The organism is Pseudomonas syringae (genome assembly GCF_023278085.1).
Classification (GTDB): Bacteria; Pseudomonadota; Gammaproteobacteria; order Pseudomonadales; family Pseudomonadaceae; genus Aquipseudomonas; species Aquipseudomonas syringae_Q.
In genome coordinates this window covers 5,368,995-5,386,778 of the sequence record NZ_CP066265.1, presented here as the reverse complement: position 1 = coordinate 5,386,778, position 17,784 = coordinate 5,368,995, and the positions used below count along the sequence as shown (strand labels likewise).

The window sequence follows — 17,784 nt, the reverse complement described above, 5'->3', positions numbered from 1 at the left end:
ACAGATAAACATGCTCTACCTTTGCAGGTTTTAACTGTTGTTCAAAACTCGATAAGCTTTGTCTCACTATCCGGCAGCCTTTAATGCCCTTTTATCAGTAAACGCAGACAGCCTGTTTGTTTATCAAACCTGCTGTCCTGCGCCTGTGCTGCCGACGCGAGGTGAGTAATGCATTCGATATCCGAATTTGGTAAAAGCCTGCGAACGCCGCGTTTTGTCAGGGCCGGGGCGCGAAACTCTTATGTGGCCGACGGCATCTGTGTCGTGTTGCTGGCCGTATTCTTTGCGCTGTTGTGGTATGGCGTCGGCCAGATGCTGCAGCCCATCGCCGTGCTTGATTCCAGCCCGGTGACACTCGATCCGGCGCGGCTTCCGGAATATGCCCTGCGTACTACGTTGCGCATGTTTATCGCGTTGGCCGCTTCGCTGGTCTTCACGTTCATCGTCGCGACACTGGCCGCTAAAAGCCGCAAGGCCGAACAGATCATTATTCCTGCGCTGGATATTCTTCAATCCGTCCCGGTACTGGGGTTTCTGACCTTCACCGTCACGTTTTTCATGGGGCTTTTCCCCGGCCGGCAACTGGGCGTCGAATGCGCTGCGATCTTTGCGATTTTCACCAGCCAGGCCTGGAATATCGCGTTCAGTTTCTATCAGTCGTTGCGCACCGTGCCGGCTGACCTGAGTGAAGTCAGTCGCCAGTTCGGGCTCTCGCCGGTGCTCCGTTTCACCCGTCTGGAGCTGCCGTTCGCTATACCGGGGCTGGTGTGGAACATGATGATGTCGATGTCCGGCGGCTGGTTTTTTGTGGTTGCCTGTGAAGCGATTTCTGTCGGGGATACCACGGTCAACCTGCCGGGCATCGGTTCCTGGCTGGCGCTGGCCATCGAACAGAAAAACCTTCCGGCGATTGCCTGGGCCGTCGGCGCAATGGCGGTCGTGATTCTCGCCTATGACCAGTTGCTGTTCAGGCCAGTGGTCGCCTGGGCGGACAAATTCCGCTTCGAGCAAACGGCTTCGGCGAAGCGTCCACGCTCCTGGGTGTACAGCGTACTGGGTCGCTCGCGTCTGGCACCGATGCTCGGCGCACTTCTGGCTGCGCCGTGGAAAGGGCTGATGCTGATCGACTGGCGCGTGGTGTCCCGGTTCTGGAAAGTGAAACCGACGCCACGGTTCGCCCGGTTGATTGATTACCTGTGGCTGGGGATGGTCATGGCTGCCTGTTTGACCGCCAGTATTTACCTGTTCCGTTTCATCGAGGCATCGCTGGGCCTGAACGACATGATCACCGCCTTCGGGCTGGGCCTGGCGACCATGTTGCGGGTGATCGCCCTGATCGTGATTGCCAGCCTGATCTGGGTGCCGGTCGGGGTATGGATCGGCTTGCGGCCAGTGTGGGCCGAGCGGTTGCAGCCGATTGCGCAATTCATGGCGGCATTTCCTGCAAACGTGCTGTTTCCGTTTGCCGTGATCGCTATCGTCGGGCTGCACCTGAACCCCGATATCTGGCTGTCACCGCTGATGGTGCTGGGCACGCAGTGGTACATCCTGTTCAACGTGATCGCCGGGGCCAGTGCCTTGCCGACCGACCTGCGCGAAGCGGCCAGCATGTTCAACATGCGCGGCTGGCAGTGGTGGCGTCGGGTGGCATTGCCGGGGGTGTTTCCGTACTACGTGACGGGCGCCCTGACCGCGTCCGGTGGCTCGTGGAACGCCAGCATCGTCGCCGAAGCAGTGTCCTGGGGCGACCAGCATGTACAGGCGGCGGGGCTGGGTTCGTACATCGCCAATGCGACTCAGGCGGGAGACTTTCCGCGTGTCGCGCTGGGCATTGCTGTCATGTCGGTCTTCGTGATCGCGTTCAACCGGTTGCTGTGGCGCCCGCTGTACGGGTTTGCCGAGCGACGTCTGAGCCTTGTGTGATTTTGTGCAATCTTGTGTAAGGGAGGGCGCCATGATGATGGCGGTCGAAACGCGGTGCCTGGTAGATGTTCAGAAGGTTCGACATGTGTACGGCAAGGCCAGCAAAGAGCGCCTGGTGCTGGATGACGTGACACTGCAACTCAATGAAAACGAAATCGTCGGCCTGCTGGGTCGTTCCGGCTCGGGCAAGTCGACCCTGTTGCGCTCTATCGCGGGGCTGGTGGTGCCGACCGAAGGCCAGGTGAATTTTCCGCGCCTTGCGCAAGGGCAGGCGATGTCGGTGGGCATGGTGTTCCAGAGCTTCGCTCTGTTTCCCTGGCTGACCGTGCTGGAAAACGTTGAAGTCGGCCTCGAAGCGCAGCGCGTGCCGGCTGCCGTGCGCCGCAAGCGTGCGCTGGCGGCTATCGACCTGATCGGTCTGGACGGTTTCGAGAGCGCTTATCCCAAAGAGCTTTCCGGTGGCATGCGCCAACGTGTAGGCATGGCGCGTGCGCTGGTTATCGATCCCGATGTCTTGCTGATGGACGAGCCGTTCTCCGCGCTTGATGTGTTGACCGCTGAAACCCTGCGCACCGATCTGCTGGACATGTGGAGCGAAGGGCGCATGCCCATCAAATCGATCCTGATGGTGACGCACAACATCGCCGAAGCGGTGCTGATGTGCGATCGCATCCTGCTGTTCTCCTCCAATCCGGGGCGGGTGATCAGCGAGATCAAGGTCGATCTGCCGCAGCCGCGCAATCGCCAGGACCCGATTTTCCGTGCCTTGGTAGAAGAAATCTACGTGCTGATGACTCAGGACAATGATGTGGGCGAGATCCGTCAGGGTGTGTTTCCCGGCACCGGGCTGGGCATGGTGTTGCCACAGGTTTCCACCAACGCCCTTGCAGGGCTGATCGAGGCGATTCACGCGCCGCCCTATAACCTGAAAGCCGATCTGCCGGAGCTGGCCGCTGCGCTGCACTACAACGCCGACGAACTGTTCCCGATTGCCGAGGTGCTGCAACTGTTGCGCTTTGCTGAACTGAAGGGCGGCGACATACGTTTGCTGCCTGCTGCGGAGCGTTATGCGCTGGCGGATGTGGATGAGCGCAAGCAGCTCTTCGCCCAGCATTTGCTGAGCTTTGTGCCGCTGGTGGCGCATATCCGCCGGGTGCTGGATGATCGTCCCACGCATACGGCACCGGCGCGGCGCTTTCGCGATCAACTGGAAGACTTCATGTCCGAAAGCGATGCCATGCAGACCCTGAACGCGGTGACTCAATGGGGGCGTTACGCCGAGTTGTTTGCCTATGACGAGCTGGCCGATCAGTTCAGCCTGGACAATCCTTCCTGAGGTTTGTACGACATACTTAGGCTCTGTACGTAAAGTGGCTGCGCTCGGTGATGCTGCGTTAAAAACAGGCTCGTGCGCGAGTCCGATCGGAATGCTCATTTACAACACGTAGAGTCGAACGCGACCCCGGCCGGTCCTCGCCTGTTTTTGCCTTGCCTGACCTTCGCTCGCCGACTTTTCGTACAGAACCTAACGGGCCTTTTGCAACGAACGGGATGATGCCCATGCGTGAACCTGAATCCTACGGCAAGGCCGCGTTGGCGGTGCGGCTGATCGCCTTGCTGCTGCTGGCGCTGGTCATTGCGGTAGCCGACACGCTGACCGATCTGGAAATTGCCGTCGGTGTGTTTCAGATTGCGGTGGTGTTGCTGGCGGTCAGATTTTTGCCGGTCGGCGGCGTTATCGCGATAGCCCTGCTGTGCATGGTGCTGACCGTTATCAGCTACGAGATGACCACGTCCAGAGGCAGTGAGGCGTCCGGGCTGGTCAACTGCATCATCAGCCTGGCGGCCATTGCCATGACCACCTGGCTGGCGCTGCGCATGGCGCTGGCCATCCGTTCGGTGCATGAAGCGCGCTCACAACTGGCGCACATCGCACGGGTGAATCAACTCGGTGAACTGACGGCGTCCATTGCCCATGAGCTCAATCAGCCGCTGTCGGCCATTGTCATCAGCGGTAATGCCTGCCAGCGCTGGCTGGCCACCGAGCCGGTCAATCTGGAAAAAGCCCGGCAGGCTGTCGAACGCATGATCGGCGACGCCAACCGGGCAGGCGATATCATTGTGCGAGTGCGCGCTCTGGCGAAGCGTTCGTCTACCCACAAGCAGTGGATCAGTGTCGCCGACACCGTGGCCGAGATCGTGGCGTTGGCGCATAGCGAGATAGAGGAGCAGGGCGTTGCGCTGACGGTCGATATCCCCGAAGGCCTGCCACCGCTGCTGGCTGATCGCGTGCAGATCCAGCAAGTGCTGCTGAATCTGATGCTCAACGGCGTGGACGCGATGAAGAAGGCCGAGCCGGATCAGGCACAGCTGGAGATTCGGGTGGACTGGCGTGACGGCGGTGATATCGGATTTGCGGTAAGCGACAAGGGCATCGGCGTGCAGCCGGAAAACACCCATCGGTTGTTCGACGCGTTCTACACCACCAAGGAGGAGGGCATGGGGATTGGCCTGGCGATCAGCCGCTCGATCATCGAGGCCCATGGCGGGCGCATCTGGGTCACGCCCAACCCTTCAATCGGTGCTACGTTTCATTTCACCCTGCCTACCGGAAAGATGGAAACCTGATGAATACAGCCGCCACCGTTACGCCGCCTGAGGAGCCGATCGTCTACGTTATCGACGATGACCTGTCGGTGCGTTCCTCGCTGGAAGATCTGCTGGCGTCGGTCGGGTTGCGCAGTCTGTTGTTTGGCTCGACCAGGGAGTTTCTGGAAACGCCTCGCCCCGATGCGCCGGGCTGCCTGATTCTGGACATCCGCATGCCAGGCATGAGCGGCCTGGACTTTCAGGAGCACATGGCCAGATCGGGGATTTTCCTGCCGGTCATCTTCATCACCGGGCATGGTGACATCCCCATGTCGGTACGGGCGATGAAGGCGGGGGCTGTGGAGTTTCTGACCAAACCTTTCCGTGAACAGGACCTGCTGGACGCCATCCAGCAAGGGCTGGCGCAGGATCGCAGTCGGCGCCAGAGCGCCGCTGTCGAAGCCGAACTGCAGCGCCGTTACGCGAGCCTCAATCAGGGTGAGCAACAGGTGATGGACCTGGTGGTCACCGGGCTGCTGAACAAACAGATCGCGGCCCGCCTGAACGTCAGCGAAATCACCGTCAAAGTCCGCCGCGGCTCGGTGATGCGCAAGATGGAAGCCGACTCACTGGCCGACCTGGTCAAGTACGCCGAGCGGCTCAAAGAACTTTGATGAGCGTCATACCGGGGTATGACACTCAAGGTTCAACCGATCAACGCTCAACCCATCAAGGGTATTTGCGCTTGTCCGGTGCTGGTGGGAAGTACTGGTACAACCAGGTCTCGCTCAACGTCCGGTCGCCGGTGCGGATGAACATGCGCATTTCAACCGGCTCGACCGAGTCGCTGTCCGGTACCCAGTCGAAGGTGATGCGGTAGCCCTTGATGTCCGGCAGCACGAGGATGTTGAAATCCTGCACTTTGCCGTGGGTCACGGTAACGATCGGCTCGATGCCTGTGCCTTCCGGCAGACGATCCAGACCGCCGCCATTGAAGTCCACCGCAAAGCGCCGTGCCCAGGTTTTCGGGTAGTGCTCGCCCGGCGCCCAGCCTTCGAGAAAACCGCCCATGCCCGAGCGCGTGGCGTGGACCTGTGCCAGTGGCGTGCTAACCGGTGGCAGCGGGCTCCAGAACAGCTTGTAGCCGTAATTCATCGAATCCCCGGCCTTGACCGGCGTCTTCGGCGTCCAGAACACCACGATGTTGTCCATCGTCTCGCCGGTGGTCGGCAGTTCCAGCAGGCTGACCTCGCCTTCACCCCATGCGGTGATCGGTTCGACCCACAGGCTCGGGCGACGGCTGTACCAGACAACCGTGTCTTGATAGCTGGAGAACTCGTGATCGCTCTGCACCAGACCGAAGCCTTTCGGGTCCTTGTCGGAGAACGCACTGAATTGCGGCTTGACCGGGTTGTTCAGCGGACGACAAATCCACTCGCCATTGCCGCGCCACATCGACAGGCGATCTGAGTCGTGAATCTGTGGGTGAATGGTGTCGCACATGCGGCGCTCGTGAGTGCCACAGCTGAACATGCTGGTCATTGGCGAGATGCCCAGTTGCTGGATATCGGTACGCGCATTGACGTGCGCGTCGATCTCCATGACCACCTGACCGGCCTGGCAGTCAATGTCGAAGCGGTAGGCGCCGGTCGCGCTGGGCGAGTCGAGCAGGGCGTAGACCACAAAACGGGTGGCGTTCTTGTCCGGGGTTTCGAACCAGAACTTGGTGAAATCGGGGAATTCTTCCTGACGCTTGGCGTAGCTGTCGATTGCCAGGCCACGGGCCGACAGGCCGTACTGCTTGTTGCTGTCCACGGCCCGGAAATAACTGGCACCGAGGAACGAGACCACATCGTTGATGGCGATTTCAGGCGCCTTGAACAGCTTGAAACCGGCAAAGCCCAGGTCGCCCTTGACCAGATTCTTGTCGATGCCGCTGCTTTCGTAATTGAACAGGTCATGGCGGAAATGCACTTCCCGCGCCTGCTTGCTCTTAGGGTCGACGCTGTACATCCGCACCGGCGTCTTGAAGCCCATGCCGACGTGGAAGAAATGCACGTCCAACTGCCCGTTGACGTCTTTCCACAGCGAATGATCCGGGTCATAGCGAATGGCATTGAATTGCAGCGGCGTCATGTTCGCCAGCACCGGTGGCAGCACCTGCTTGTTGCTGACGTAGCCTTTGCTCGCGAGCTTCTTGGCGTGGGCTTGCAACTCTGCAAAATCGAAATGCTCGATCTCGCCATCGGCTGCTGCGGCCAGTGCTCGCGCAGCGAAAAGCCCTGAAGCCGACACGCTGCTGTAAGCGGCCAACGTCATGGACGCTTTCAGGAGATTTCTGCGATTCATAAGGGTGAAGCCTCTGAGTAATTCTGTGCGTCCTGCACAAAAAATGGCGCGCCAACGACTCCTTGCCGAACGCAAACTACCCACAACAGATAACAAAGACGAGATCCGGTTCGGAAATCGGCCAAAAAAAAACACCGCTCCTGTTCAATGAATACGGCGTAGAGACGGCCAGAACGCTTGTTTTCACATCGCTATCGACTGATCGATTATCCGCAACGCCGCTTGGCGCAAGGCCTCCAGACGAGTGGGGCGGGCAGGGCTGAGCAACTCGATATATTCCGCCAGCGGTAAAAACTTTTTTGCCAGGCAATATTCAGCAATCATTTTCCTGACGCACGGACTGACCTCATGAGCGCGCCTGCCTCCCTGGAGGGTGATGCTCGTGCCAATGCTCCGCGTTGGCATGCCGTTCGTGACGCTCCGCGTCACACACTGGAGCCATGACAGCACGAGCGTCGGTCATTTGTGTATAGCGATGAGCGCTGCACGCTATCTCGCATTCGTTCAGCTAACAGACCTGACGAAAGTTTCACTCTGCGTGTTATATCGTAACGCTAAGATGCAGCGGCATTTACATGCCAATGCAGGGCTCTGTACAGAGCGATAATCAGCGGTTTCGGGGTGTTGATGCGGGTTGATCTGGATGAGCATGCAGGCCTGGATGGTCTGCCGCGTTTTCAAATGGCGGTGCAGCAGGCCAAGCGACTTGGACGGTTGATGTACCTGACCGGTGGGGCAGGCGCCTTTGGGCTGCTGCTGGCGCTGTCTATTGATCTGTTTTCCCCGGGCTCATTGTGGATGGCGGTGCTGTGCAATGCCGCAGCGGCCCTGTTCTTGCTCACCGCAGGCCTGCAATCTGCGCGGCATGTGGCGAGGTGGCGGGCCCGTGCGCTGGGTTCGCCAGAGACAGGCCAGCCGGTCGAAACCGCACAGGCGGGTGATGAAAGCGGCTGGTACGAGCGCCTGCTCACCCGCCTGAGCCATTCCGGCGAAGCACTGATCAGGCATATCGGCAGTTCGACCCTGTGGCTGGCGGCGTGGGCCGTGCTGGCGTTGATAGTGATCCGTTCTTTCTGGAACCTGGCGTTGCCCGGCACGGAGCTTTCAGCGCTGAGTAACCTGGCCGGGAGCGTGATGTTGCTGTTGGCGTTCGGCCTGCTGGTTATCGAGCGGCAATTGAGCGGCGAGCCTGCCGGCCAGTCACCGGAAGCCGGACCGCTGGCGCAACTGGTGCGCATGACGATCAGCGTCATGCTGATCGGCGCGCTGTGTCTGTTTTTCTCCAGCGCAGACCGAGTCTGGCCTGTGCGAGTGGCCGTGCTGATCGGCCTGCTGCCACTGTGTGTCGCCCTTGAGTTTCTGTTGCGCGCTGGCCTGTCAGTCTTCAGCCCGCGCAATCCTCGTGTCGAGCCGCGCCTGCTGGCCAGCAGTTTCATCGCTGACCTGCTGCGCTGGCCACCGCGTCCGCTGCTCGCCTTGCAGCACGAACTGCACAACCGTTTTGGCATCGATCTGCGCCAGATCTGGGCGTTCACCTATATGCGCCGCGCCTTTCTGCCGGTGCTGGCCGTCGTCGCTGCATTGGGGTGGGCGCTGAGCGGCGTGCATGAAATACCGATGCAAGGGCGCGGTATCTACGAGCGCTTCGGCAAGCCGGTCGAGGTGTTCGGGCCCGGCCTGCATGCGGGCCTGCCCTGGCCGTTCGGGCGGGTGCTGGCGGTGGAGAACGGTGTGATTCATGAGCTGGCGACCAGTGTTTCTGCGGCCGATGCCACCGAACAGAGCCTCGACCCGGCTGAAGGACCACCACCACTCAGCGCCAACCGGCTGTGGGATGCCAGCCACATCAACGAAAAGTCCCAGGTGATTGCCAGCAGTGCGGGCGACAAGCAGAGCTTTCAGATCGTCAACATGGACGTGCGGTTCGTCTATCGCATCGGCCTGACGGACGCGGCGGCGATGGCCTCGACGTACCACAGCGCAGATATCCCGGCGCTGATCCGCAGCACCGCCAGCCGCGTGCTGGTGCACGATTTTGCCTCGCGCACGCTGGACGAGCTGCTCGGCGAGCAGCGCAGTGGCCTTGCCGATGACATTGGCAAGGCGGTGCAGGCTGACCTGAAGCGCCTGGACAGCGGCGTAGAATTGCTGGCCACCGTGGTCGAAGCGATTCATCCGCCCGCCGGGGCGGCCAATGCCTACCACGCGGTGCAGGCTGCGCAGATTGGTGCGCAGGCGCTGATCGCCCGTGAGCGCGGCGCCGCCAGTGACAAGGCCAACCAGGCTCAGCTCAATGCCAGCGTTGCCCGCGACCAGGCCACTGCCGGTGCGCGTGAAGTCATGGCCACCGCGCAGGGCGCTGACCTGCGTTTCAGCGCCGAGCGGCAGGCCTACGCCAAGGCCGGGCAGGCCTTCCTGCTGGAGCAATACCTGGCCCAGCTTACCGAGGGGCTGGGTAATGCCAAGCTGTTGATACTCGATCATCGTCTGGGCGGCGATAACGCGCCGACCATCGACCTGCGTTCTTTCACCCCACCGGCAGACCCAACGGCGCCGCGTAAAGCCGTTCAGTAAGGAGTGTCCCTTGAGTCTGTTCCATCATCATCACGATCACAGCGAACACGAAAGCCATGACAGTCATGGGCATGGCGGTCATGGGCACCATCATCATCATGCGTCTGACGGTCCGGCGAGCTTCCCGTGGCGACGGGCGAGCCTGGCCGCCGTGCTGATTGCTTTTGCCATCGCAGCGGCCAGCCTGGTGCAGGTGCGTTCGGGCGAGGCCACTGTCGTCACTCGCTTTGGCAACCCGTCCCGCGTGTTGCTGGAGCCAGGCTTGAGCTGGCGCTGGCCCGCACCGTTCGAGGCGACCATCCCGGTGGACCTGCGCCTGCGCACCACTTCCAGCGGCCTGCAGGATGTCGGCACTCGCGACGGCTTGCGCATCATCGTTCAGGCGTATGTGGCGTGGCAGGTGCAGGGCGACGCAGACAACGTGCAGCGCTTCATGCGTGCCGTACAGAACCAGCCGGACGAAGCGGCGCGGCAGATTCGCACCTTTGTCGGCTCCGCGCTGGAAACCACGGCGAGCAGCTTTGACCTGTCCAGCCTGGTGAATACCGACGCCAGCAAAGTGAACATCACGGCGTTCGAAAACCAGTTGCGCCAGCAGATCGATCAACAGTTGCTGGCGACTTATGGCGTCCGTGTGTTGCAAGTAGGTGTCGAACGATTGACCCTGCCGTCGGTGACCCTCAACGCCACGGTCGACCGTATGCGCGCCGAGCGCGAAACCATCGCCACCGAGCGCACGGCGGTAGGCAAACGCGAGGCGGCGCAGATACGTTCGGCGGCTGAGCGCGACGCACGCATCGTCGAAGCGGATGCGACGGTCAAGGCCGCCGACATCGAGGCGCAGTCCCGCGTCGAAGCCGCGCAGATCTATGGCCGCGCCTATGCCGGCTCGCCTCAGCTCTACAATCTGCTGCGCTCGCTGGACACCCTTGGCACGATCGTGACGCCGGGTACGCGCCTGATCCTGCGCACCGACGCCGCGCCGTTCCGTGTGCTGGTGGACGGCCCGCCAGCCCTGGACGCCAAAGGCGGAACGCAGCCATGAGCAGCCCGTGGTTGCAGGCCAGCCGCTTGGCGTTCCTCGGGCTGTATGGCGTCACACTGCTGGCAGCGCTTGGCTGGGTGACGTCCAACGTACGGGAAATCGATCCGCAGAACCGTGCGGTGGTCATGCGCTTTGGCGCGCTTGAGCGGGTGCAGAACGCCGGTCTGCTGACCGCCTGGCCACAACCCTTCGAACAGGTGGTGCTGCTGCCCTCGGCTGATCGGGTGATCGAGCGGCGCGTGGAAACCCTGTTGCGTTCGCCTGCCGCGTTGAAAGCCGATGAGATCGCGACCCTCTCGGCACCGATGAGCGACGCGCTGGCGGGCTCGGGCTTTCTGCTGACGGGCGATGCGGGTGTCGTGCAACTGGACGTGACCGTTTTCTACAAAGTGACTGACCCAAGGGCGTTTGTTCTGCAGGGCGATCACGTACTGCCCGCCCTTGATCGACTGGTCAACCGCAGCGCCGTGGCGCTGACCGCCGCGCGGGATCTGGACGCGATTCTGGTCGCCCGCCCCGAGCTGATCAGCGCAGACAGCCAGGCCGCCGAGCGCCGCGAACGGCTGCGCGGTGATTTGGTGCGCGGCATCAATCAGCGTCTGGAGGAACTGGCTGCGACCGGAATGGGCATCGGCGTCGAAGTGGCGCGGGTAGACGTGCAATCGAGCCTGCCGACCTCGGCGGTCAACGCTTTCAACGCCGTGCTGACCGCCAGTCAGCAGGCCGATCAGGCCGTGGCCAACGCCCGCACCGAGGCCGAGAAACTGACCCAGACCGCCAATCAGCAAGCCGATCGAACCCTGCAAGTGGCGCATGCTCAGGCCTCGGAGCGTCTGGCCAAGGCGCAGGCGGCCACGGCCACGGTCGTCAGCCTGTCGGAGGCTGCCCACAACGGCAGCGATCCTGGCCTGATGCAGCGTCTTTATCGCGAGCGCGTGCCGGGCATTCTGCGGCAGGCCGGTTCGGTGACCACCGTCGATCCTAAAGACGATTCCCGCCTGATCATCCAGGGAGCACCACAATGAGTGGCGAAGCCGTTCACACCCACCACGCCGCCAAACCCGAGGCGGCGGGCAGTTTGCTGAGCAACGCGGAGCAGCGCAGCGCCGCCCGGCAACTGACTCTGGCGATGCTGGCGCTGGGCTTGTTGGGGCTGGGGCTGATCTGGCGTTTTGTCGCGCCGGAGCAGGCGGGCGTCAGTCAGTTGCTGCTGGGCGCGGCGTCGCTGCTGGTGGCTATCCCGGTGGTCAGCGCCGGTTGGCATAGCCTGCGGCATCCGAGCCTGCACGGCATCACCGATCAACTGATCGCACTGGCTATGCTCGGTGCCTGGGCCACGGGCGATCTGATGACGGCTGCATTGCTGCCGATCATCATGATCTTTGGTCATGTGCTGGAAGAACGCAGCGTGATCGGCTCGCAGGAGGCCATCGAAGCGCTGGGCCGCCTGACGCGCAGCCAGGCTCGTTTGCTGGGTGCAGATGGCAGCATTCGTGAGGTCGACAACACCACGCTGAAAGCCGGTGATCAGGTCGAAGTGCGCGCCGGTGACCGGGTCCCGGCGGATGGCCGTGTGCTCTCCGGGCAAGCCAGTCTTGATACGTCGTCCATCACCGGCGAGTCGGTGCCACTGGAAGCCAGTGTCGGCGTCGAAGTGTTTGGCGGTGCGATCAATCTGGATGGTGTGCTGCGTATCGAAGTGACCCGCATTGGCGATCAGTCGACATTGGGCAAGGTCATTGCGCTGATGCAAAGCGCCGAACGTTCCAAGCCACCGATCACCCGCTTGCTGGAGCGTTACGCAGGCAGCTATATGGTGCTGGTGTTGCTGATCGCCGCGCTGACCTGGTTTATCACTCAGGATGCGCAGGCGATGCTCGCCGTGCTGGTTGCGGCGTGTCCGTGTGCGCTGGTGCTCTCGGCTCCGGCGACCGCTATCGCAGGCATCGCCGTAGCGGCGCGCCACGGGATTCTGATTCGCAGTTCGGCGTTCCTTGAAGAGCTGGCTGACCTGACCTCGCTGGTCGTGGACAAGACCGGCACCCTCACCTTTGGCCGCCTGCGTTTGCAGTCAGTGCAGGCCGATGGCCCGCAGCATCCACTGTTGCTGGCGCTGGCGGCCAGCTTGGGTTCGGCCAGCAGCCATCCGGTCAGTCGGGCAATGGCCGGGCTTGTGGATAACAGTCTTTTGTTGCCGTTGAGCGATACCCGCGAGCGCCAGGGGTTGGGCGTCGTCGCGTCGACCGAGCATGGCGAAGCCGCATTGGGTCGCCCGGAGCTGTTTGAGCAACTGGGCATCGTCACGTCTGCCGTGCCTGCGCATGACGGCCCGCTGGCCGGGCTGTCGCTGGACGGTATCTTTCTGGCCTGGCTGCTGCTGGCCGACAGCGTCAAACCTGAAGCACAGGCGGCGCTGCTTGAACTGCGTGAGCTGGGCCTGGGGCGCCAATTGCTGCTGACCGGTGACCGGCAAAGCGTGGCCGATAACCTGGCTCGGGAAATCGGTATTGCCGATGTTCAGGCGCAGGCGCTGCCGGAGGACAAGCTCAACCGGGTCATGGGTGAAATTGCCGGTGGCTTCCGGCCGATGGTGGTAGGTGATGGCATCAATGACTCGCTGGCGCTCAAGGCCGGTGTGGTGGGCGTTGCGATGGGGGCGGGCGGGGCGGACATCGCGCTGGCTTCCGCCGACATCGTGCTGATTGGCAGCGACCTGCGGCGACTGGGCACCTGCGTGCGCCTCAGCCGCCAGTGCCGGCAGACGTTGCAGGTCAACGTGATCATCGGGCTGGGCTGGACGCTGGCCATTGTTGCGATGGCGGCTTTTGGTCTGCTCGGCGCGGCTGGCGCCATGGTCGCGGCTGTCCTGCACAATCTCAGCACATTGTTGGTGCTTGGCAATGCCGGACGTCTATTGCGCTTCCAGGAGCCGCTGCTGAAGCTATAAACGCATGGCTTCGCCACAGGCTGGATCAACCTGCACCAGATACTGGCAGTGAAACCCTTCGCCGATGGCTCGACCGGATTGCCGCTGACGCGGGAGGATGTTTATCGTTGGCGCACGATAATACTTCGCAACGCACATTCAAGACCGGACGCAGAGCGTCCAGAAATGGATGCCAAGGCATTGGCACGAGAGTCGTAAGCCCGGACACCTCTCGTTCCGCACGCTCTGCGTGGGAATGCCGTTCAGATCTGTGCGGTGCCGCTCATTCAAGACCGGATGCGGAGTTCCAGTAATGAGTACCAGAGCATTGGTACGAGGGTCAGTCGGGTTGATAGTGTTAAGCGGGCTCACAAAATCGGTGATATCAGCCTCGCCACGCGCATGCCCAGCTGATGCAGGCGGCGGGTGTCGTGGCTGTCCTGGAGGGAGATTTCTCGCGCCGCAGCGAAGTCGGCGGTAAGCATGGCTTCGACCTGGCTGGAAAACGCGCTGTCGACGGTCAGCAACATCAGTTCGAAGTTGAGACGGAACGAGCGGTTGTCGAGGTTGGCGCTGCCGATGGCGGTGATCTCGCTGTCGACCAATACCACTTTCTGGTGCAGGAAGCCGGGTTCGTAACGGAACACGCGAACGCCTGCACGTACTGCTTCGAATGCGTACAGGCTGGAGGCGGCGTACACCGCGTAGTGATCAGGACGCGAGGGCAGCAGCAGACGCACGTCTACGCCGCGCAGTACCGCCAGGGTCAGGGCGGCCGATACCGCTTCGTCGGGGACGAAGTAGGGGCTGGTGATCCATACGCGCTCTTCGGCGGCATGAATGGCTTCGACGAAGAACAGCGAGCAGGTTTCCTGTGCGTCGGCCGGGCCGGTGGTCAGCAGTTGGCAAAGCACGCCGTCTTCCGGAAATTCCTCAGGCAGGCTTAGCGGTGGCAGCTCGCGTGTGGCCCAGAACCAGTCTTCGGCAAATGACTCTTGCAAGCAGGCGACTACCGGGCCGATGGTTTCCACGTGCGTATCCCGCCATGGTGCCAGCGGCGGTTTCAACCCCATGTATTCGTCGCCGACGTTATGCCCGCCCATATAGCCTTTGAGGCCATCGACGACCACGATCTTGCGATGGTTGCGGAAGTTGATCTGGAAGCGGTTGAGCCAGCCACCGCGCGTGGCGAATGCTTTTATCTGCACGCCGCCTTCACGCAACGTTTCGATGTAAGAGCCCGGTAACGCATGGCTGCCAATGCGATCGTAGAGTACGAAAATCGCCACACCCTCTGCGGCTTTTTCCAGCAGCAGCGTTTGTAGCTGACGCCCGAGCTTATCGTCATGAATGATGAAAAACTGCACCAGAATCGTCTGCTTTGCTTCGCGGATCGCCTGGAAGATGGCCCCGAAGGTTTCTTCGCCATTGATCAGCAGCCTGACCTTGTTGTTGGCCAGCGCGGGCATGTTCCCCAGCTTTGGCATCGCACGCAGCGCTGCATAAGCATCCGAGCGCCGCGCCGCCACGGCTTCTTCAATCCACGGCCGCCAGTTGAGGTTGCCGATGGCCGCGCGCATTTCCTTGTTGGCTTCGCGACGCGCCTTGATATACGCATCGAATGAACTGCGTCCGAAGATCAGATAAGGCAGCAGGGTGAAGTAGGGGATGAACAGCAGCGGCATCGCCCAGGCAATTGCGCCTTGGGATGTACGCACCGTCAACAAGGCGTGAATGGCGGCAACGCTGCCCAGTAAATGAAGGAAGCCGATGACATAGCCGAAAAAGTACGGGTCGTGATAATCCATGTGGAACAATGCTCTCGCCTTTTATCGCTTAAAAGACCACAGCTGAACAGGAATGTCGCTATTTTATTCCCGGTGCAACTGGGCTTCGCTTATACCGTCTAAGGCTTATCGTCCGGCCGGATTGCTTCGGCCTTGTCTGTATTCAACTGCTCGATCAGGAATCTTGAAATGAACAAACGCATATTGGCCTGGATGTTTTGTCTGGCGACGCCACTGGCTCAAGCGCAGATGCTGCAACCGGGCTTGTGGGAACTGACCACGAGCAACATGCAGGTCGATGGGCAACAGCTGCCGGACCTGCAACTGATGCTAGGGCAGTTGCAGAACCTGCCGCCCGAGCAGCGCGCCATGATGGAACAGATGATGAAGAAGCAGGGTGTCTCACTGGGAGGCAAAGGCGTACGGGCCTGCCTGACCGAGGCGCAGGTGAAGTCCGACGATATCCCGCTGACTGACCCGGCCTCCGGTTGCTCGCAGAAGATCACTGCGCGCAACGGCAAGACCTGGAATTTCCAGTTCACTTGCCCTAAGGCGCAAGGCACAGGACAGGCGCAGTTCCTCAGCGACCGTGAATTCACCACCAAAGTAGTCGGCACATTCAATGCTACGGGTCAGCAACAGAACGGCAGCATGGACACCCGCGCGGTTTGGCTGGGTCCGCAATGCGGCGCTGTAGCGCCACGTACCTGATCAAATTCATAGAGTTATGTTCCACGTGGAACACCAGCCGCCAAGGCGATGAATTATTGTCGCTCGCGGCTGGTATTTCATGACGGAATCTTCATGAAGGGCTTCATCTTCCGCCTGTAACTGCATGTTATATTGTTACTATTGATGTGGATGAACCCTTCGTGAGCCGGGATGCTCGATTTGCTCTTTGAGACATTCCATGCACCGACGCCAAGTGTTGCTCAATATGCTGCTGGCCAGCGCCGCCCTGACGCTGCCGTTGGGTGCCTACGCCACGCAGATCAGCAACGCACGTCTGTGGCGTACCAACGACAAGCTGCGGCTGGTGCTGGATCTGAGCGGCCCGGTGCAGTACAAAACTTTCATGCTTACCGCGCCCGACCGGCTGATCATCGATGTCAGTGGCTCCCGGCTGACCGGAAATTTCAGCCAGTTGGCGCTGGATCGCACGGTCATCAAATCGATTCGTTCCGGGCATTACGGCACCGGCGATGACACGCGCATCGTGCTGGACCTGACTGCACCCGTGCAGCTCAATAGCTTTCTGCTTGGCCCCGATGGCTCGCAAGGTCATCGGTTGGTGCTGGACATGAGTTCCACAGCGCGTGCTCCGGTGCAAATGGCCGAACTGCCGCCGCCAGTGCCGGTGCCGATTCAGAGCAAGGCCCACACCGGACGCGACATCATGGTAGTGGTCGACGCCGGGCATGGCGGCAAGGACCCAGGCGCAGTCGGCTCACGTGGTGAACGCGAGAAAGACGTCGTGCTGTCCATCGCGCAGTTGCTGGCCAGGCGCCTGAAGCGCGAGAAGGGCTTCGATGTGCGCCTGGTGCGCAACGATGACTTCTTTGTGCCGTTGCGCAAACGGGTCGAGTTCGCGCACAAATCCAACGCCGATATGTTTATCTCCGTGCACGCTGACGCGGCACCTCGTCTGACCGCTTCCGGCGCTTCGGTATTTGCCTTGTCCGAAGGCGGCGCAACCTCGGCGACAGCGCGCTTTATGGCGCAGCGAGAAAATGGCGCGGACCTGTTGGGTGCGACGTCGTTGCTCAACCTGAAAGACAAAGACCCGATGCTGGCCGGGGTGATTCTCGACATGTCGATGAACGCGACCATCGCAGCCAGTCTGCAACTGGGGCATACCGTTCTGGGCAGTCTGGAAGGCATCACCACGCTGCATCAGAAGCGCGTTGAGCAGGCGGGCTTTGCGGTGCTCAAGTCGCCGGACGTGCCATCGATTCTGGTCGAGACCGGCTTCATCTCCAACAGCCGCGACAGTCAACGGCTGGTCACGGCACGTCATCAACAGGCTGTGGCAGACGGTTTGTTCGACGGCCTGCAACGCTACTTCCAGCGCAACCCGCCGGTGGATTCGCACATGGCCTGGGTGCAGGCGCAAAAGCAGGAACAACAGGCCTGATGCGTTCAGCGGCAGCCGTTCAAGCGGCTGCACGTGATCTTGCTGCGTGTGCCGCTTGAGCTGGAGACTCGCGTGATCGTGGTCCAGCCCACGCGCTGGATCGTGCCAATCCAGGCTTCGCCATTCGAGGCCAGCCCGGTAAAAAACGTCAGTTGGCCATAACGGCTGTTGGTTTGCGCCCAGCGACGTTTATCGAGCACTTCATAACCCTTCAACCAGGTCGTCGGCCCTGCCGTAACCACACTGTAGCTATTACCCAGCGCATCGCTGCACGCCAGTATCGACGCGCTGCGGGTACAGCGTGCCAGATCCGGAGCAGCCGCCATCGCCTGTGCGCCAGTCAGCGTCAAGAGCACGATCAATCCCGTTGTGAGCCGTTTCATCAAAACCTGTCACCAAGCCCGGTAGCTATTTTGTGTTGTTATACTATAACATTGTGCAGTGATTAGAGCTGGCT

14 protein-coding genes and 1 pseudogene are annotated in these 17,784 nt (G+C 61.2%); 11 read left to right on the top strand and 4 right to left on the bottom strand.

Annotated elements, in window-relative coordinates:
• Positions 1-168: 168 nt before the first annotated feature.
• The 4 genes from I9H07_RS23860 (at position 169) to I9H07_RS23845 (ending at position 5,186) form a co-directional block, all read left to right on the top strand.
• On the top strand, positions 169-1,923 hold the full coding sequence (locus I9H07_RS23860) for an ABC transporter permease (protein WP_236425684.1): 1,755 nt from the start codon (positions 169-171) through the stop codon (positions 1,921-1,923).
• Positions 1,924-1,954: 31 nt separating this feature from the next.
• Positions 1,955-3,259 carry an ABC transporter ATP-binding protein gene (locus I9H07_RS23855; RefSeq protein WP_236425683.1) on the top strand — a complete coding sequence of 435 codons (1,305 nt, stop codon included), beginning with the start codon at positions 1,955-1,957 and terminating at the stop codon, positions 3,257-3,259.
• Between the two features lie 224 nt (positions 3,260-3,483).
• The gene (locus I9H07_RS23850; RefSeq protein ID WP_236425682.1) at positions 3,484-4,551 is read left to right on the top strand and encodes a sensor histidine kinase; all 1,068 of its coding nucleotides are present in this window, start codon (positions 3,484-3,486) and stop codon (positions 4,549-4,551) included.
• The gene (locus tag I9H07_RS23845) at positions 4,551-5,186 is read left to right on the top strand and encodes a response regulator transcription factor (protein WP_024673887.1); all 636 of its coding nucleotides are present in this window, start codon (positions 4,551-4,553) and stop codon (positions 5,184-5,186) included. The genes I9H07_RS23850 and I9H07_RS23845 overlap by 1 nt, the downstream gene beginning before the upstream one ends.
• A gap of 55 nt (positions 5,187-5,241) precedes the next feature.
• Here I9H07_RS23845 and I9H07_RS23840 read toward each other — a convergent pair whose 3' ends face one another.
• Positions 5,242-6,861 carry a glucan biosynthesis protein D gene (locus I9H07_RS23840; protein ID WP_024673886.1) on the bottom strand — a complete coding sequence of 540 codons (1,620 nt, stop codon included), beginning with the start codon at positions 6,859-6,861 and terminating at the stop codon, positions 5,242-5,244.
• A 183-nt stretch (positions 6,862-7,044) separates the two neighbouring features.
• On the bottom strand, positions 7,045-7,185 hold the full coding sequence (locus I9H07_RS23835) for a hypothetical protein (RefSeq protein ID WP_235181179.1): 141 nt from the start codon (positions 7,183-7,185) through the stop codon (positions 7,045-7,047).
• A gap of 303 nt (positions 7,186-7,488) precedes the next feature.
• On the opposite strand from I9H07_RS23835, the gene hflK (I9H07_RS23830) reads away from it, so the two are divergent.
• The 5 genes and pseudogenes from hflK (I9H07_RS23830) to I9H07_RS25230 form a co-directional block, all read left to right on the top strand.
• On the top strand, positions 7,489-9,435 hold the full coding sequence (gene hflK, locus I9H07_RS23830) for a protease modulator HflK (RefSeq protein WP_236425720.1): 1,947 nt from the start codon (positions 7,489-7,491) through the stop codon (positions 9,433-9,435).
• 10 nt (positions 9,436-9,445) lie between these two features.
• Positions 9,446-10,480: a protease modulator HflC gene (gene hflC / locus I9H07_RS23825; protein ID WP_236425721.1), complete on the top strand. Its 1,035-nt coding sequence runs from the start codon at positions 9,446-9,448 to the stop codon at positions 10,478-10,480.
• Complete coding sequence (gene hflK / locus I9H07_RS23820; RefSeq protein WP_058392174.1) at positions 10,477-11,505, top strand: protease modulator HflK; 1,029 nt, start codon at positions 10,477-10,479, stop codon at positions 11,503-11,505. Before hflC ends, hflK (I9H07_RS23820) begins: the two co-directional genes overlap by 4 nt.
• Positions 11,502-13,427, top strand: coding sequence for a heavy metal translocating P-type ATPase (locus tag I9H07_RS23815; RefSeq protein ID WP_248957191.1), 1,926 nt, complete (start codon positions 11,502-11,504; stop codon positions 13,425-13,427). Before hflK (I9H07_RS23820) ends, I9H07_RS23815 begins: the two co-directional genes overlap by 4 nt.
• 3 nt (positions 13,428-13,430) lie before the next feature.
• Positions 13,431-13,535 (top strand): annotated as a pseudogene (locus tag I9H07_RS25230) (hypothetical protein); the annotation flags it as partial.
• Positions 13,536-13,774: 239 nt separating this feature from the next.
• On the opposite strand, the gene cls reads toward I9H07_RS25230, so the two are convergent.
• Entirely contained in the window at positions 13,775-15,214 is a 1,440-nt protein-coding gene (gene cls / locus I9H07_RS23810) for a cardiolipin synthase (protein WP_024673881.1), read from the bottom strand.
• Between the two features lie 168 nt (positions 15,215-15,382).
• Between cls and I9H07_RS23805 the strand changes: the two genes are divergently transcribed.
• Positions 15,383-15,904: a DUF3617 domain-containing protein gene (locus I9H07_RS23805; RefSeq protein ID WP_024673880.1), complete on the top strand. Its 522-nt coding sequence runs from the start codon at positions 15,383-15,385 to the stop codon at positions 15,902-15,904.
• 199 nt (positions 15,905-16,103) lie between these two features.
• On the top strand, positions 16,104-17,327 hold the full coding sequence (locus I9H07_RS23800; protein WP_024673879.1) for an N-acetylmuramoyl-L-alanine amidase: 1,224 nt from the start codon (positions 16,104-16,106) through the stop codon (positions 17,325-17,327).
• 5 nt (positions 17,328-17,332) lie between these two features.
• On the opposite strand, the gene I9H07_RS23795 is transcribed toward I9H07_RS23800, so the two are convergent.
• Positions 17,333-17,710: a hypothetical protein gene (locus I9H07_RS23795; protein ID WP_024673878.1), complete on the bottom strand. Its 378-nt coding sequence runs from the start codon at positions 17,708-17,710 to the stop codon at positions 17,333-17,335.
• Between the last annotated feature and the right edge of the window lie 74 nt (positions 17,711-17,784).

Bases quoted from the DNA above. Each gene is read 5' to 3' on its own strand.
- I9H07_RS23860 (WP_236425684.1), top strand. From the start codon at position 169: ATGCATTCGATATCCGAATTTGGTAAAAGCCTGCGAACGCCGCGTTTT.
- I9H07_RS23855 (WP_236425683.1), top strand. From the start codon at position 1,955: ATGATGATGGCGGTCGAAACGCGGTGCCTGGTAGATGTTCAGAAGGTT.
- I9H07_RS23850 (WP_236425682.1), top strand. From the start codon at position 3,484: ATGCGTGAACCTGAATCCTACGGCAAGGCCGCGTTGGCGGTGCGGCTG.
- I9H07_RS23845 (WP_024673887.1), top strand. From the start codon at position 4,551: ATGAATACAGCCGCCACCGTTACGCCGCCTGAGGAGCCGATCGTCTAC.
- I9H07_RS23840 (WP_024673886.1), bottom strand. From the start codon at position 6,861: ATGAATCGCAGAAATCTCCTGAAAGCGTCCATGACGTTGGCCGCTTAC.
- I9H07_RS23835 (WP_235181179.1), bottom strand. From the start codon at position 7,185: ATGATTGCTGAATATTGCCTGGCAAAAAAGTTTTTACCGCTGGCGGAA.
- hflK (WP_236425720.1), top strand. From the start codon at position 7,489: ATGCGGGTTGATCTGGATGAGCATGCAGGCCTGGATGGTCTGCCGCGT.
- hflK (WP_058392174.1), top strand. From the start codon at position 10,477: ATGAGCAGCCCGTGGTTGCAGGCCAGCCGCTTGGCGTTCCTCGGGCTG.
- I9H07_RS23815 (WP_248957191.1), top strand. From the start codon at position 11,502: ATGAGTGGCGAAGCCGTTCACACCCACCACGCCGCCAAACCCGAGGCG.
- cls (WP_024673881.1), bottom strand. From the start codon at position 15,214: ATGGATTATCACGACCCGTACTTTTTCGGCTATGTCATCGGCTTCCTT.
- I9H07_RS23805 (WP_024673880.1), top strand. From the start codon at position 15,383: ATGAACAAACGCATATTGGCCTGGATGTTTTGTCTGGCGACGCCACTG.
- I9H07_RS23800 (WP_024673879.1), top strand. From the start codon at position 16,104: ATGCACCGACGCCAAGTGTTGCTCAATATGCTGCTGGCCAGCGCCGCC.
- I9H07_RS23795 (WP_024673878.1), bottom strand. From the start codon at position 17,710: ATGAAACGGCTCACAACGGGATTGATCGTGCTCTTGACGCTGACTGGC.